Here is a 17,177-nt window from a genome sequence, read left to right on the forward strand (position 1 = left end):
TCATTAAAAACGTATTACAACGACAAAAACAATCATTTCATCGGATAAAACTACTCAAATAGGCGAAAAAGAAAGAAAAACTAATGTTCATTGACTTAAATTTAACAGCAACTTGCAAAATCAAATAAAATGAAAATAATTACTCCTATCATTTGCTTAAGCATATTCTCACTTCTTGTAAGCTGCACAAATGAAACTACAGCTATAGAATTAGAAAAAACAGTTCATAATGACATTCTAGAACAGGCCTACCAAGAAATGTTAACTCAAAAAAACACCCCTAATCCTACCGAAGTAATAAAGAAAAATCCCAAAAAAATATATGTCCACTACATGCCTTGGTTCCATACTCTCGAACAAGATGGTTACTGGGGACAACATTGGACAATGACTAACAAAAACCCAAACAACATAAACGCTCAAGGCAAAAGAGAAATAGCATCACACTATTACCCGTTAATAGGCCCATATTCTTCTAATGATCGAAATTTACAGGAATATCATTTACTACTCATGAAATTATCAGGTATTGATGGAGTAATATTTGATTGGTACGGCAGTAGAGATGTTTACGATTACAATTCAATTAAAAAAAGCACCGAATCCTTTATAGAAAAAATTGAAGATGTGGGACTGCAGTTTTCTATTATGTATGAAGACAAAGTAGCCGAAAATTTAAAAACGCAAAGAATTCCAACCGTAAATCTTACTGCAGCAATAGCTGACTTACAATACATTGAAAACGCCTATTTTACAAGTGCAAATTACTTAAGAAAAGACAATACCGAGATGTTGTTTCTTTTTGGACCTAATTATATCAAAGATTCTTTAGACTGGGATCAAATAGACCTAAAATTACAATCGAAACCTAAACTCATAACTTTATGGAAAGCAAGCAATAGATTAGGAAGCCACTCCAGCGGAGAATTTAGCTGGATAGATAAAAATCACACCAATACTTTGTCTAATTATTATGATTATACAGTACAAAATAACATTGCGTCCATTGGCGGAATATATCCTGGCTTCAATGATTACTATTATGAAGGCGGATGGCGAACTGACACAATTTTAGACTGGAAAATCCCTCATAATAATAACCAAACATTACAAGAAACATTAGACCTAACAGATCGTTACCCCGTAGCCTTCATACAATTGATCACTTGGAACGATTTTGGCGAAGGAACAATGGTAGAACCCACATTAGAATTTGGTTTTACACCATTAGAAAAAATACAAATTTACACTGGGGTCTCTTTCACCAAAGAGGATTTAGAACTCCCCTATAAACTGTACAACTTAAGGCAAAAACATAAAAACAATCCTAGATTACAAATTATACTCAAAAGAGTTTATCAATTAATCTTTACTCTTAAATTAGAAAGAGCAAGAATAATATTAGCAATTATAGAGCAAGTATATTGAATCAACACGCACTAATAATCAAAATACCAGTTAAAAATATCAGCTCTTAATCCTAATGTAAACCAATTTGTACTTTGAGTAAAGGTAGTTGCTGTATTTTTGGAAGGATCATAACTTCTATAAATATAACTACCAAATAATTTTAGATTAGTTGCTGGATTTACCAAATATCCCATTTGTAAATCAGTTATAAAAATAGCAGTTTTATTCCCTTGACCTACTTTAACACCAGTATCATAAGGCCTATTGTCCTCATAATCTTTATAAATATTTCCACCGTAGTTAAAACTATCTTCGACAGTGTCAAAATCAAAACCTCGAGTTCCAATAGTAATTTTTGCATCAGCAAAATACCTTCCTTTATGATACCTAGCAATAGCAAGAAACTCTCTAAAGTTACCGCCCCATTGATGACCTAAACTCTGGTTATTATGCGCATAATTAGTAATAGGATTACTGTGCGAATACACATAAGGACGCGCTTGATTGTATTCTAATTGTAATAATAAATTATCTACATTAAAAGCATTATAATACTTCACACCTAGCTGGTAGGCAAATTTGTTTTTCCAACTGTTATCTGCACCACGTACATCACCAAGTGAAAACTCATCAATCAATAACTGCCCGTATAGATTAATCTGATTACTCCATTTGTATTTAAAAGTAAGTCCTAAAAGCGCATTTCCTGTTTTAGCTGAAGACTCAAATTCAACGGCACGATAAAAAATTATCGGGTTTATAAAACTAGCATCAAATCCCCTATCGTTTGTATTAGTCCAAACAACAGATTCAAAGAACCCTAAATTCAATCGGTTAGAAACATTCCAACTCAAATAATGGTTGGCAATAAATTTAGTAGCATAGGTTCTTTCAAGCGTAACCTCTGGGCGCACATCCTTGAGCCACATGTATGTATTTGTATATTTCAATTTCCAAAAAGTGGTGTTTATTTTAAAATAAGGATACGGACTCGCGCCATCACTTTCTAATAAAGAACGGTAACCATCCCCAATAAAATTCCTTCCATATCCTAATTGCAAGTCAATATGTTTGCTTGGCGCAAAAGTAATATTGGCCTCAGCCATAGGAAAATCATACGAATTTGTTTTAAATTCTTTTGCAATACCTATTCCAGGGATAATTGCAGGATCCCCTCCATCTGGTTTAATTGATTCAGCATAATTATTAAAATAACCGGCAAACCTACCTTGACTTTCAAATATTGTAGATGTAAATGTTAAGTTTTTACCTAAACCTCCTCTAACATTCACCGCACGCGTATTTACGTAAGTATAAGATGCATCAGAATCAGATGCTTTACCTAATTGCAAATCGACAATAGGATTAACCGTTAACCAATACCCTTCGCCTTGAATTTGAACCATGTTTTCATTCCAAAGTTTTCTTGCCCACCATCCTGACGCCTCTTTTTTCAATTTATTATTCGCTTCTTTAATATTATAATATTTAGAAACCTCTTGATAAGTATACGGCTTAGAAGCAGTGTGATTATTACTTCCCACTTTATTTAAAGCGCCATCAAACTGCGCATAGTAACTATGAGAAAAAGGAATACTCAAATGACTTTCTAGTTCAGGATTGGTGTATTTATAATAAACAATACTATCTAACTCCGTTAATTGTTTATTTTCTGCATCATGTAAAATAGCGGCATAAGCTATTTCCTCAGAAGCTATTTCTTTAGTACTTTTTAGCGGAATAGATAGCGTAATATTATATTTAGAATAGACTGGAATTCCGTTATGCGTAGGCGGAATAATTTTAGGAAACTTTGCAAAAACACGCTTCGATTCGGCTATTAGATTCTCATCAACCGCATTTACGTAAATCACTTTAAAAACACCATTTGCATCAACCTCAAAAAGCACTTTTATAATTCCCTTGAAATTATTTTTTACAAGATTTTCAGGTACAACAAAATTATCAAAAACAAAGTCTTGTACATTATCATAAAAACAACGCTCTAACTCCGTTCCTTCACTGTTTTTACAATTTGGAAAAACAGGAAAACGATCTACAGATAAATTAGACTCAGAAATAGTATTTTGAGAAAAAGTAAAAAAAGAAATGAATGATAGACAAAAAGTTAAGAACGCCTTTTTCATATTGGTTTTGGTTGTTTTTTTAGTATTCTTGTTGCGAATCTTCGCCATCTGCAATTGCTTTAGCACCTGAAGTTCCAATTCTTTTTACACCTAAACGAATCATATTGACCGCATCGTCGTAAGTACGCACTCCTCCTGCGGCTTTTATGGGCAATGGAGATGCGTTTTCTAACATCATAATAATAGTTTCAACGGTAGCTCCATTTGGCAAACCATCTTCTGTTTTATAGAAACCAGTTGATGATTTCACAAAGACGTTATTATACTCTTCTTCTTTAAAATTTGAAATCACGACATTTTTTATCAATGAAGACAACTGAATTATTTCTTTATCGTTTAAAGCCGCAACTTCAATAATCCATTTCACTACTTTATTATGATCTAATCCTAACTGAGTACATTGAAGCACTTCATTTTTCACCAAGTCAATATCACCTTCTTTAAAAGCTTCATAATTACACACAAAATCTAAATCATCGGCACCATCTTCAATCGCTTGTTTTGCTTCCTCAAGCTTATTTTCTACCGTTGAGCTTCCTTCTGGAAAATCAATTACCGTACCTACTAAAACAGTAGATTTAGCATCAGTAATCATCTTTTGCGCAAGCGCAACCATTTCAGGCCTAATCATTATTAACTTGAAATTTTCAGTAATAGCTTCGGCAATAAATTTGGTTACAACTTTATTATTTTCCTTTTCGTCAAGACCAGCTTGATGCGCTGTTTTCAAATAGGTTGAATCTAAGTAGTTCTTGATATTCATAATAAGAGATTTCTAAAATGGTTATTAAAGACTGCCACAAAAATACGTTTTAAATTCAAAAATAGTTAGATATACACAATTAGTTTTGACAAACGAGACACTAGATAAAATTAAAGAGAACATAAAAAAATCCCGTCGAAACGGGATTTAAATTTATTTATTATTTGTGTTTGACGACTTTACTTTATCATAAAACAACACTAAAAAAGTTGCGAGTGTAGCCCCAGCAATATTTGCTAGAACATCAAACTTATCAGCACTTCTCGTTGTAGTTAACTGCTGTTGTAAAAACTCGATTAAAACCCCAAAAAATACGGAAAGCATAAACGACACAAACAGCGGCTTGAATCTATTGGCATTGTTTATTTGGGTTCTAAAAAATAAAATCCACAATAACGTAAACACAAAATGAAAAAATGCATGAATATATTTATCTAGGTTTGCAATTGAAATTACAGGTAGATTATTTGCTTTAGTTAAACATAAAAACAAAACAATAACCGTCCATAATAGTGCAGAAAAAAGAAAAAATAGTTTACGCACCAATCAAATCTTTGTAAGCTTCGCTTGATAATAATGAGTCAAAATCTGCAGTATTTGCTACTTTAATTTTGATCATCCATCCTGCTCCGTATGGATCAGAATTTACTGTTTCTGGAGTGCTCTCTAAAGCGTCATTGAATTCGATGATTTCACCCGCAAGAGGAAGAAACAAATCCGAAACCGTTTTTACTGCTTCAACAGTACCAAAAACTTCGTCTTTTTCAAGAGTTTGATCTAAAGTTTCTACTTCAACATAAACGATGTCACCTAATTCTTTTTGAGCAAAATGTGTAATTCCTACTGTAGCTACATCGCCATCTAAACTAACCCATTCATGATCTTTAGTGTACTTTAAATTTGCTGGTATACTCATAATAATATGCTATTAATGATTGATTATTTATTTGTTACGCAAATGTAACAATCTTATGTTCAAATCTTGTTTAGATTTCCTAAATTAATTTCCAAAATTATAACGCAACGTAAATCCTGAACGAATATTAGTCAATGGGAAAGAGGTTGAAATTACAGCTTTAGAAAAAGAATGATCATAGTAAAATATTGCAGTTAAGTTCTTACTGAAAGAATAGTCAGCTGTTATTTTTAAAGACCATATATTTTGCCCACCTGCTAATTGATTGTTATCATAATCTAAATAACGCACGATTGTCTGGTTATTTCTATAAGAGAAATCAGCTTTCATGTTAATATCTCCTTTAATTATCCCAGTAGGACTATCAGCTAATTTTGATGAGAAAATCACATCTTTAAAACGGTATCCTAATCCTACAACATACTCTATCCCCTTAACCTCTGTCAATAGGTTATTATCAAAACTCATAGATAGCGCTCTGTCTTTCTTAATTTCTGTTAAAATTTTCAGAGAACTCTTCAATTCAAAATCCATGCGAATTAATGGACTAAATTGTTCTACTAAATTGATATTAGAAAGGATAGTTTTGTTATAAAAATTCCCATTATCATCAAAACCATTTGGATCATTATCATAATTAAAATTAGATCGGTATTGATTAATTGTATAAGATGCTCTATAACTATGCTGCAAAGAGAAACGTTTAAAATTACGTTTAAACATTTCATAACGCATCAATCCATTGTATTTCACAGACCAGTTAGGTATTGGAACACTTCTAAAAATTCCCGTAGAAGCCTTTGACGCATCACTTCCTGAGTAAGCAGCTAAGAAAGCGGGTAATAAAACTGCTTGATTACTTTTACCATATCCTTTTGGGTACCCATCTTCGTCTATATTAGCTGGGTTATTGATATCTATCCCTCTTTCAGTAGCTAATCTATTTGCTACAATTAACCTGTTTTCTCTAAAATCACTAAATGCTATTGAAGCATTTTCATCACTTGCAGAAAAAGCAGTTTTAATTAAAACAGTCGATATTGAAAACAAACCATAAGTGTAAGGTGAAAGCGAGTTGTAAGTTCCGTTTGCCGAAACATCGTACTGCTCAGAATAATTCTCAGAATACGATCTATCTGCATTCAAATCAATTTTTAGATCTGGGAACAAATCAACATTTGCTGTAGCTTTAAACTCTTTATTAGTTACCTGTGTATAATTTTGATTGAAATTATCATAGAATGTTAACCATCCTTTTTTTGCAGCTTCATAACGCACATCCTCTTGACTACCAAAAATAAATCCTAATGACGGTCTAGAAGAACCTAAGAAACCTACACTAGGTGTATACCCTGGTAATACCGTTCCACTGTTTTCAGTGTAATTTAACTGAATGTTTTTTACACTAGTTAGTATCCCTCTTAAACCATCAACAAATGGACTACTTGGCGCTGGCTGATTGTTAGTATTCACAATTTTCTCACCTGGCTTAGGTATTGCTACTTTAGGTTTGCTTCCTTGTTTTTTGTCACTTTTTGAAAGTCCGATATATTTATACAACATATCCATATTAAAAGTAGCATTCAAATTATTTGAACGTGCATTTTGAATCGTATTTCCCAAATCATAATCTACACCATCAATATTAATATCTGATAAAGCATTAGAAGTACGTTGCCAGCTATAATCACCTGTATAACTATAGTTTGCTTTTACAAAACTTAACAATGGAATTTTATTAATTGGAATTTCATAATTCAAAACCAACTGCTGCATGTGCTGATTAGGATCTCCAATATTCCAATAGCTATCCCAAATAGTAAAACTATCAATAGGCTCATTATCTTCGTTCAAATAATTTTTTACAATATTGCTTGAAGAAGCAGTGTAACCTAATTTAAGCGATTTAGTTAAGTTAAAATTAAATCCGTATTGGTAATTAAACGAGAAGTTTCTTCTATATAAAGGATCTAAACCGATTCCTTCAACATTTTCTACTTGTCTAAATTGTTGTTTATTAAACTGCCTATTAATATTTGAATTAAAAGTAATATTAGAAGGTAAATAGTTAAAATTAAAATCACTCAACATCTTCCAGTACGAACTTTTCTTCATGAATTTAGTATTCTTGAATGGCTCAACAGGTTTTGACTGAAAAGTATAAGCATAATCCACAGATGAATTTGTTTGTTGATCTTGATAGTTTTCAATTTCAAAATCATGGCGCTCTACTTCATTGTAAGATTGAGAGAAAGTAAAATTCTCTACATCATAAACATGAGGTTTTGCTTCAGGACTTCTTTGTTTTCTTACTCCAATAAAGTTAATACTACTTCTCTTTGTATAATCAATCGCCCTATTTTTAAAATTAGCTCTAGTATCAGCATCAGTAGTTTCATCTAATAATTGTTGCAGTTTAATATCTTGATTAAACGGATCATATTGCGGCGTAATTATCTCTTCACCTACAGCATAATTAAAAGGCAAGTTAACGCCCCATTTTACAGGTAATAGTTTACCAAGGTTAATATTTGTTACAATATTATATTGCTGAATATCCTCACGGCTTCTTTCATTAGGACCTTGCTCTAAAGCGCCAAAGCCAATAGTGCTTTTTCTTCCCGTAGCAGATACCGTTGCAAAATCAGCAAAATTGGTATCAACATTTAAAACGGCAGCCATACCACCTTGATTATCCATGTCAGCTAATCGAAGCTCATTAAACCAAACCTCTCCTTTAATTTTTTGAACATCATCAGCGTTTTTAACCCCAACCATTAATGTACGTACCATTCCAAAATTAGGATTTCCCTTAATCCCTATTCTCAATTTATTACTCTTACTAGATGCAGAACCGTCTAGTTGATCTTCATCTTGGTAGTAAATTCCGTCTAATGGCAAAGTACTTAAATCGATACTCATTGCCTGTATTTTTAACTGAGTCAATAAGGCTAATGATAAATCAATTTGATTGGCTTCTGGCCACACACTTTCTGCACTCAAAGGAGAACAATTAGCTGCACCTGATCTACTCGGAACAGTTACTTTTAATGGTATTTCGATTTGGTAAAAATTATCTGTAAAGTCATTTCCAAAACGAATAAAACCAACCATTTGATCATCACTTAAAGTTACTTCATTTTGCAATGATTCAGCATGTAAAAACATTTTCAGTTTTTTGAACTGACGCATATCAATACTTACGTTTTTAAACACCGCTCTAGAGTCATTTTTCTCTAGTCCATCACCAGAAACTCGCAACGAAAGTGATTGCTCATTTTGATTAATAATTGTATTGTTGTTGTACAATTGCTCTCTAACAACTCCTGGAGGCACAATGTAATTTACAGGACAACGCTCATTATTTTCTTGAACATTTACTGTTAAAACATCCAGATCCGTTCCATCATCAGCAATATTTGTATCGTTAAAGTCTAAAGTATTTGTGTACCTTCTCCAATCCCCTCTTACTAAATCTAATGAACCAAAACGAACAGTTACTTCATCAGTAAAACCAGTCATAAACATCCTCATGAATCTAATTGACCTAAAGTCAGATATGGTTCCGATGGTATTTTGCGGTTGCGATACTGGAATTTTAAACTGCAGCCATCGCGCATCAGTAACTTGACCGTTAGGCAAAGTAACTTGTGTATTCCTTATATCAGTAATATTATTTTGGCCAATAGCCATATTAGGCTGTACATCAATACTGTATTCATAATACGCATTAATTGTATTCATGGTATTGTCTTTATTAATATCTTCTACATCTGGAATAGTAGTTGCAGCTCTATTAGCATCATTAATATCTACAGCTGAATTTCCTTCAAGACCATTATAGTTTTTATATCTTTCAACAACTCCACCTGTTGTGTTTAAATAATAGGTATAATCATCTGCCGCAGGATCAAGTTCTGAGGCATAGTTAGTATACACTGCAGCTTCGGCATCATTATTCAATCCATCTAATCCTATATCTTGGTTTTTACGATTATCCACATTTGTATCAAAAGCATAAATTAAAGATTGTGATGCTGGAACATCTCCCCATAAAGGTCTTGGATTAACTAATATTTGATCTGGTCCTAATCCGTTTTCATATTGTTTCCTACCATCTTTTAAAATATCCTCAGAAACCTCTCCTAAATTGAAATAGATTTTTCCTGTATTAGTAGAGGGTGCATTTCCAGCACCTACATACGGATCTAATATCCAAAACTGAATATACTCAACATTAGATTGTTCAAAATTTGTAGAGTTAATTGCTCTAGTAATCCCTCCAAAATTATCTTGAGGGCTAGTTCCAAAACCAGCATTATTATTATAAGGTCCTCTATTAGAAGGATAGTAACTTAAATTCAATGTGCTCACAACCTGTGTTTGCCCTTGAGCAATATCTGTCAAAGGATACAGCTCTTCACTATAAATTCTTCTAGTTGTATTTAACGATAAATCATCGTTACTTATCCCCGAAGGTTTTGAAGTATAAAATATTGGATCAATAGAATACCAAGCTAACTTTGCTCTTTTAAAACCATAACTTAAGTCAGTCGCTGTAGCATTAAAATTATAACTACTTTTTACATTTCTATCAGGTGTAGAGGACAAACTCCACGCATAAGCTGAACGCATATCAATGGTAGATTGAGACCCTTCAAAATCATCTACATAAATTGTAGACTCCCCTTCAAAATCAGCTGCTTTAGGCGAATCTGGTTTCAAAAATGCTACTTCTCCTCTTATAGAAAGATTAGAAGGAACATCAGTATCAACATTTGGTAATTTATTTACTAATCGAGTAAAGAAAGGTACTTCAGTAGCAAAATTCGTATTGAAACCAAAAATAGTATTGTTTACTGATTCTTGACCATAAGACGATTTTTGGGTAAAAGGCTTCTCGGTCATTTTTAATAAAGTGGCCCCAATTAAAAATTTATCTGAAATTTTATGCTCAACATTCACTCCCATAAAACGTCGGGTTTGTTGTCCAAAAATTGAATTGTTTTCAAGCGAAATTTCAATTGGTGTATTTGAAGCTTGTAAAGAAGCATCAAGAATTTGCACACGCCCTAATTGATAGTTCACACTATAATCAACCCCTTCAATTAACACGCGACCCGCAGCGGTAACCACAACAGACCCTTGAGGCACATTAAAAGCACCAATAGGAATTCCGTCCCCTCCAGTAGATTTATACTTTCCTCTTAAAAGGAATTTATTTTTATCACTATCTTGCAAAGCGCCAGACTGTGTGTTGCTATACATACTTTTAAACACATATTTTTTCTGGTTAGTGTTGTAGGTAGAAGCATCATCGTAATTTTCTGTTGAACCCGAATTTGATAATTTCGAAAACAATAACTCTCCAAAAGGTTCTTTAGTTGTAAAAATAATTCGACCATTTTGCGAATCAATTGTAACTCCAGATAAAAAGTCAAAAAAACCATCACCACCTGTTTGTGGATCATTATTATAATTTAATTTATCTAAATTAAATACTTTTAATAATGGGGTTTCTTTTACTTTATTCTCAGCTGAAGGATTTGAAGGAAAACTATAAGGGTTACCAGCAATATCATTTGCCTCTTTGATATAATTTAATGGTGAAGGATCACTATAAAGAATATTAAATCTAAAATCCTCTTGTTTAATTTGATAGGCACCTGGAATTTGATAAATATTTTTCATCATTAAGTTCCAAACTGGATTCTTAACATTTGTTAAGTTACTTTTCAGCATTTTTAGGATCAAACTTTGCGTGACAATTGCTTGAGAAGAACTTGTTCCCGTCACCACTGTAGCATCAATCCCGTCATTACCAAACTCTCCTACTTGATAAACTTTATCACCCACAGTATATTCGTAAGCTACTGCAAGGATTTCATCGTTATTTAATCTTTGTTGCAAAGAGATGTAACCTAATTGTGCATTATAAGTAAACTCATTAGAGGTTAATTTTCTTGCATTTTCTAATTTCGAATAATCTTGACCTTCATTTACTGTTACATTAAATCCCGAACTTGCCGTAACAATTTCCCTAATATTAGTATTTAACAACCCTGTGCCGTTTGCAATTTGCGCAGGATCATAATCATTATTACTATTGTCAGTAGGTGAATTAAAAGGACTGTTAAAAATCCCAGTAGATGGGTCTATAACTACAACTTCATTATCTGCTAAACCAGTTAACTGACTTTCTCCTAAATCCTGTAATGCAATAACATTACGCAAATTATTAGAGTTAGTGCTAACTCTGGTTTGTTTATTTGTCACCCAAACTTCAATTCTAGTAATTTGTACTCTACTATCTATAAATGGATAATTTTTAAGCGACTCGTCATACTTGTTTCTGAAATATTGTGATAAGAAAAAGTGTCTATCATTATCATAATCCAAAGCGAAAATATCATAATTCTGAACCGTTCCACCACCTTCAGCAACTAAACTTTTTGTTTGTGATTTCTGTTCAGAGTACACTCCCGTAACTGTAGTTTTACCAAATTGTAATTGTGCTTTTACACCAAACAAACTTTGTGCACCTCTTATTAATGAACTATTCAAAGGCATACTAACATTACCTACTTCAATCTTTTGAATGATATCGTCTTCGGTTGGTGTATATTCTAATTTAATTAAATTTTGAAATGCAAATGTAGATTGGGTATCGTAATTAGCATTTACATTCAAACGCGTCCCAACTTTCCCTGTTAAGCTCATGCTAATTCTTTGATCAAAATCAAACGCTAAATTAGAACGGTTACGTGGGGAAAATGCAGGATTATCTTGTTTTGTAAAACGAGCACCTAAATCCATCTCTACAGACCCTGTAGGCTTTACATCAATAGTATTACTACCAAAAATAGATTCAAAAAGTCCGGAATTAATATAATATTTAGGTAATAAATCTTTTTTTGCTTCCTCACTACCTTCTTTCTTTCCTTCAATAGCGTCTGCTTTTTTCTTAAAATAATTACGCATAGACTCTTTCAAGACTAACCTTTCATATTCTTTAGGCGTCAACACTATAGGGTAATTAATAGAAAAACCGTCTACTGAATTAGTATAAATATACCTATCAGTAACGGGATCATAAGTGTAAGCAGCAACAATGCTCTGGGGATCTTTTATTTGGATTTTACCTTTAGAATAACCCGTTTTGGTTGTATCTTGAGCTTCATCTTTAACTTGGGATTTAGCTATGAAACTACTAAATAAAACCAACAAAAAAATACAAATTTTTTGCATATAAATATTCGTTTTGCAAACCTCTTACAAGGCTTTTAATGCTTTTTTAATAATTGACTCAACAGAAGCTTCCGGATCTTCTTTGACAATTCTTTCAATAATTTTTTCAGAAGCTTTGCGAACAAAACCTAAAACCTCTAGTGCTGATAACGCTTCATCTCTATTTGTATTGCTTTGAGACATAGAAACTTCATCTAAATCATACAGCTTTAACATTTTTTCTTTTAAATCTAGAATCACTCTTTGCGCTGTTTTACTTCCAATGCCTTTTATGGACTGAATTGTAACCACATCTGAAGAACCTATTGCATTTATAATTTGTTTTGGTTCTAAAGATGAAAGCATTGTTCTAGCGATACTCGCGCCAATCCCTGAAACTGATAAAAGCATTTTAAAAATCTCTCTTTCTGATTTTTCTACAAAACCAAACAAAGTATGCGCATCTTCCTTAATTTGAAGATGTGTAAAAAGTTTTATAAAATCAGTTGTAGGGAGTAAAGAGTACGTATGCAATGAAATATTCACCTCATAACCCACACCTCCACAATCAATTACTACTTGAGTTGGTGTTTTTTCTACTAATTTACCTTGCAAATGTCCAATCATAATCTTCTTAAATTTAAACCAAAAAAAATTGCTTACCACAATTAAAAAACCGTAGTAAGCAATATAGTATTTTATTTTATTTAATCGGTTTTTTCTTTTGTTTTTCTTGAGCATCAATAACAGCAATTGCCGTCATATTTACCATTTCCTCTACACTTGCTCCTAATTGAAGAATATGAATAGGCTTACTCATACCTAACATAATAGGCCCAATAGAATCTACTTTATTCAACTCTTTCAACAATTTATAAGTAATATTTGCTGAGTCAAGATTAGGAAAAATTAACGTATTTACTTTCTTTCCTGCAAGCTTAGAAAACGGGAATTTTTCTTTTAGCATTTCTTGATTTAGAGCAAAATCAGCTTGTACCTCTCCATCAATTATTAAATCTGGGTGGTGCTCATGCAAATAAGCAACTGCTTGCCTTACTTTTGTTGCATCTGGATCTTGTGATGAACCAAAATTAGAGAATGAAACCATTGCCATTACAGGCTCAACACCAAACATTCTAGCTGTCTTGGCAGTCATAATCGCAATTTTAGCTAAATCATCTGCCGAAGGATCGATGTTAATAGCGGTATCTGACAAAAACATTGGCCCACGAGCCGTCATCATCATATTTGTTGTTGCAATAATAGATGCTCCAGGCGCTTTATCTACCAATTGCAACATTGGTTTAACCACCGAAGAATAGCTTCTAGAGTGTCCAGTTACTAAACCGTCAGCATCCCCTTCATTCACCATCATGGCAGCAAAATAGTTTCTTTCGCGCATTAATTTTTGAGCATCATACAATGAAATCCCTTTCCTTTTTCTTGATTCCCAATACCTATTTGCAAATTTATTTCGTCTTGCATCTTCTTCTTTTATTTTAGGGTCAATAATTTCAAGATCAGCAAAGAAACCTAGTTCCTGTTTTAATTCTAAAATTATCTCTTTATTCCCTAATAAAATTGGATGGCAAATCCCTTCTTCTAAAGCAATTTGAGCTGCTTTTAAAACGTCTAAATGGTCTGCTTCCGCAAAAACAATTCGTTTCGGGTTTATTTTAGCTCTGTTGGTAATCAAACGAACCATTTTATTATCGTTTCCTAAACGATCTAAAAGTTCCTCTTCATATTTACCCCAGTCTGTTATCGGGTTTAAAGCCACTCCTGATTCCATTGCAGCTCTTGCTACAGCAGGCGCAACAATACTAATCAATCTAGGATCAAAAGGTTTAGGAATAATATACTCTCTACCAAAGTTTAATTTAACCTCTCCATATGCAATATTAACTTGCTCCGGAACAGATTCTTTTGCCAATGAAGCCAGCGCCTTAACAGCAGCCATCTTCATAGCTTCATTAATTTTAGTTGCTCTAACATCTAGTGCGCCTCTAAAAATATAAGGAAAACCAAGCACGTTATTCACTTGGTTAGGATAATCAGATCTTCCAGTAGCCATTATTAAGTCAGATCTTGTACCTATAGCTAGGTTATAATCAATCTCAGGATCAGGGTTTGCCATAGCAAAAACAATAGGATCATTTGCCATTCCTAACAACATTTCAGGAGTAAGAATATTTCCAGCTGAGACACCTAAAAACACATCGGCTCCTTTAAGAGCTTCTCCTAATTTTATCCCAGGTTTAGCTTTAGAATATTTTCTTTGCAAGGCTGACAAATCAGTTCTTTCACTAGAAAGGACACCATCTTTATCAAACATGATAATATTTTCTGGGTTTATACCCAATAAAACATATAAATTAGCACAAGCCAAAGCTGCCGATCCTGCACCTGAAACAACAATTTTAGCTGTTTCAATATGTTTTCCCGCAAGCTCAAGTGCATTTAAAAGTGCTGCTGACGAGATAATTGCCGTACCGTGTTGATCATCATGCATCACCGGGATGTTCAATTCTTCAACCAATCTACGTTCAATTTCAAAAGATTCTGGAGCTTTTATATCTTCTAAATTTATTCCTCCAAAAGTAGGAGCAATATTTTTAACCGTTTGAATGAACTCTTCAATATCTTTAGTACCAATTTCGATATCAAAAACATCAATGTCAGCAAAAATTTTGAATAACAATCCTTTTCCTTCCATTACTGGTTTTGAAGCTTCAGGTCCTATATCACCAAGTCCTAAAACTGCAGTACCATTTGTAATAACTGCTACTAAATTTCCTTTTGCTGTATACTTATAAACGTTATTTACATCTTTTGCGATTTCTAAACAAGGTTCAGCAACACCTGGCGAATAAGCCAATGATAAATCTCTTTGGGTTGCGTATTTTTTAGTAGGGACTACTTGAATCTTACCTGGAGTGGGTTTAGCATGATATAATAATGCTTCTCTTCTTTTACTATCTTTATTCATCTTAATTTAGATTTTTATCTAGCGTACAAAGATAGAAGACTTGGGTTAAAAAGTAAGGTTTAATCACATTGTTTTCTTAAAAGGCTCTTATTTAGAACCTAAAAAAGCTACTATAATAGTGGGTTGACAATTAATAGTATGATTCAAAACTTAAGAACTGCTGCCACTGATGTAGGAATCTAAATGCTGAATGGTTTCTTTTTGCACTTCGATAATCGATTTTACAACATCTCCTATAGAAATTACACCTAAAACAGCACCGTTTTCTACTACTGGAAGGTGTCGAATACGTTTTGTACTCATAAGCTCCATGCAATAATCAAGATCATCAGTTAATTTTACAGTAATTAGATTACGCTCCATAATTTCATGTACAAAAGTATCTTTAGAAGCTTTGTTTTTCAATACTATTTTTCTTGCATAATCTCTTTCAGATAAAATACCTTTGAGTAAATTATCTTCAATAACTAACACTGCACCTACATTTTTCTCCCCCAAAACTTTCAGCGCATCATACACTGTAATAGTTGAAATTATAGAATGTACGTCATTTCCTTTGATGCTTAATATTTGATTCACAGTCATATCCAAAAATTTAAGTTGACTATAAAGTTAAAAATATTTTTAATAAAAAGAAGTGTTTTTCAATAATTTTAAAATTTAACTGTTTAAAAATCAACACATAAAAGCGAGAAATATTATTTCAGGAAATCAATATTACGCATCAAACCCTTGAATTTAGTTCTTTTTATAGGGGAGTCTTTAAAAACAACTCTAAAAGTTTCTTCGGTGATTTCCTCCCAGTCTTTTTTAGACATAGACAACAACTCCGGATTAGGATTAAATAAAGGTTCGTTGTGCGATTTAGAAAAACGATTCCAAGGACAAACATCCTGACATACATCACAACCAAAAGCCCAGTCATCAAACTTTCCTTTCATTTCAAAAGGAATATTTTCCTTAAGCTCAATGGTATAATAAGAAATACACTTACTTCCATCAACCACATACGGTTCTGCAATTGCTTGTGTGGGACAAGCATCTATGCAAGCGGTACAACTACCACAATGATCCGTGGTAGCGTTATCATAATCTAAGTTTAAGTCTAAAATTAATTCGGCTATAAAATAAAAAGAGCCTACTTTTTGAGTAATTAAATTGCTATTCTTTCCTATCCACCCCAATCCACTTTTAGCAGCCCATGCTTTGTCTAAAACAGGAGCCGAATCAACAAAAGCGCGACCAGAAACGTCTCCAATGTTTTCTTGAATAGAAAATAAAAGTTCTTTTAGTTTTTCTTTGATTACAAAGTGGTAATCTTTACCGTAGGCGTATTTTGAAATTTTATAGGAATCCGAACTTTGCAAATCAGCTGGGTAATAATTCAGCAATAGAGACACCACGCTTTTAGCATCATCAACTAACAGGGTAGGATCTAATCGTTTGTCAAAATGGTTTTCCATGTAAGACATTTGACCGTTATGATTGTTATTCAACCAATTTTCTAATCTAGGCGCTTCTTCTTCTAGGAAACCAGCATTCGATATACCACAAGAAAGAAATCCGAGACGTTTTGCTTCGGATTTGATTAATTGTGAATATGTTGTGGCTGACGAATTTCGCATCGTTAGTTTGTCAGTTTTTAGCCCTGATGGGAACGGCATCCTTTTATGCTTACCCTTTTTTGGGGAAGTATAAAAGATATAGTGTACAGCAGGAAATAGC

At 33.0% G+C, this 17,177-nt stretch carries 10 protein-coding genes; 1 reads left to right on the forward strand and 9 read right to left on the reverse strand.

The features are described 5' to 3' along the window. The first annotated feature begins 129 nt into the window (after positions 1 to 129). Complete coding sequence (locus tag HNP99_RS01640) at positions 130 to 1,428, forward strand: glycoside hydrolase family 99 protein (RefSeq protein WP_173850605.1); 1,299 nt, start codon at positions 130 to 132, stop codon at positions 1,426 to 1,428. Positions 1,429 to 1,439: 11 nt separating this feature from the next. Here the strand turns inward: HNP99_RS01640 and HNP99_RS01645 are convergent, their stop codons facing one another. From HNP99_RS01645 to queG, 9 genes are all read right to left on the reverse strand, one after another. After that, positions 1,440 to 3,557, reverse strand: coding sequence for a gliding motility protein RemB (locus HNP99_RS01645; protein WP_173851016.1), 2,118 nt, complete (start codon positions 3,555 to 3,557; stop codon positions 1,440 to 1,442). 19 nt (positions 3,558 to 3,576) lie between these two features. After that, positions 3,577 to 4,320 carry a deoxyribose-phosphate aldolase gene (gene deoC / locus HNP99_RS01650; RefSeq protein ID WP_173850607.1) on the reverse strand — a complete coding sequence of 248 codons (744 nt, stop codon included), beginning with the start codon at positions 4,318 to 4,320 and terminating at the stop codon, positions 3,577 to 3,579. Positions 4,321 to 4,473: 153 nt separating this feature from the next. Further along, a complete protein-coding gene (locus HNP99_RS17665) occupies positions 4,474 to 4,863 on the reverse strand; it encodes a VanZ family protein (RefSeq protein ID WP_371810392.1) in 390 nt (129 codons plus the stop codon). After that, positions 4,856 to 5,236: a glycine cleavage system protein GcvH gene (gene gcvH, locus HNP99_RS01660; protein WP_173850612.1), complete on the reverse strand. Its 381-nt coding sequence runs from the start codon at positions 5,234 to 5,236 to the stop codon at positions 4,856 to 4,858. Before gcvH ends, HNP99_RS17665 begins: the two co-directional genes overlap by 8 nt. A gap of 84 nt (positions 5,237 to 5,320) precedes the next feature. Further along, on the reverse strand, positions 5,321 to 12,484 hold the full coding sequence (sov, locus tag HNP99_RS01665) for a T9SS outer membrane translocon Sov/SprA (RefSeq protein ID WP_173850614.1): 7,164 nt from the start codon (positions 12,482 to 12,484) through the stop codon (positions 5,321 to 5,323). Between the two features lie 24 nt (positions 12,485 to 12,508). Continuing rightward, positions 12,509 to 13,090 (reverse strand): Holliday junction branch migration protein RuvA, encoded by a 582-nt coding sequence (gene ruvA / locus HNP99_RS01670; RefSeq protein WP_173850616.1) that lies wholly within the window; start codon positions 13,088 to 13,090, stop codon positions 12,509 to 12,511. Between the two features lie 76 nt (positions 13,091 to 13,166). Further along, positions 13,167 to 15,452 carry an NADP-dependent malic enzyme gene (locus tag HNP99_RS01675; protein ID WP_173850619.1) on the reverse strand — a complete coding sequence of 762 codons (2,286 nt, stop codon included), beginning with the start codon at positions 15,450 to 15,452 and terminating at the stop codon, positions 13,167 to 13,169. Positions 15,453 to 15,602: 150 nt separating this feature from the next. Then, the gene (locus HNP99_RS01680) at positions 15,603 to 16,037 is read right to left on the reverse strand and encodes a CBS domain-containing protein (protein WP_173850621.1); all 435 of its coding nucleotides are present in this window, start codon (positions 16,035 to 16,037) and stop codon (positions 15,603 to 15,605) included. Positions 16,038 to 16,150: 113 nt separating this feature from the next. Then, positions 16,151 to 17,077, reverse strand: coding sequence for a tRNA epoxyqueuosine(34) reductase QueG (queG, locus tag HNP99_RS01685; RefSeq protein ID WP_173851018.1), 927 nt, complete (start codon positions 17,075 to 17,077; stop codon positions 16,151 to 16,153). Positions 17,078 to 17,177: the final 100 nt, after the last annotated feature.

Source organism: Flavobacterium gelidicaeli (assembly GCF_013294005.1).
Lineage (GTDB): Bacteria > Bacteroidota > Bacteroidia > Flavobacteriales > Flavobacteriaceae > Flavobacterium.

What these genes read in the sequence shown, in the direction of transcription:
- HNP99_RS01640 (WP_173850605.1), top strand. Translation starts at nt 130, where the DNA reads ATGAAAATAATTACTCCTATCATTTGCTTAAGCATATTCTCACTTCTT.
- HNP99_RS01645 (WP_173851016.1), bottom strand. Translation starts at nt 3,557, where the DNA reads ATGAAAAAGGCGTTCTTAACTTTTTGTCTATCATTCATTTCTTTTTTT.
- deoC (WP_173850607.1), bottom strand. Translation starts at nt 4,320, where the DNA reads ATGAATATCAAGAACTACTTAGATTCAACCTATTTGAAAACAGCGCAT.
- gcvH (WP_173850612.1), bottom strand. Translation starts at nt 5,236, where the DNA reads ATGAGTATACCAGCAAATTTAAAGTACACTAAAGATCATGAATGGGTT.
- sov (WP_173850614.1), bottom strand. Translation starts at nt 12,484, where the DNA reads ATGCAAAAAATTTGTATTTTTTTGTTGGTTTTATTTAGTAGTTTCATA.
- ruvA (WP_173850616.1), bottom strand. Translation starts at nt 13,090, where the DNA reads ATGATTGGACATTTGCAAGGTAAATTAGTAGAAAAAACACCAACTCAA.
- HNP99_RS01675 (WP_173850619.1), bottom strand. Translation starts at nt 15,452, where the DNA reads ATGAATAAAGATAGTAAAAGAAGAGAAGCATTATTATATCATGCTAAA.
- HNP99_RS01680 (WP_173850621.1), bottom strand. Translation starts at nt 16,037, where the DNA reads ATGACTGTGAATCAAATATTAAGCATCAAAGGAAATGACGTACATTCT.
- queG (WP_173851018.1), bottom strand. Translation starts at nt 17,077, where the DNA reads ATGCGAAATTCGTCAGCCACAACATATTCACAATTAATCAAATCCGAA.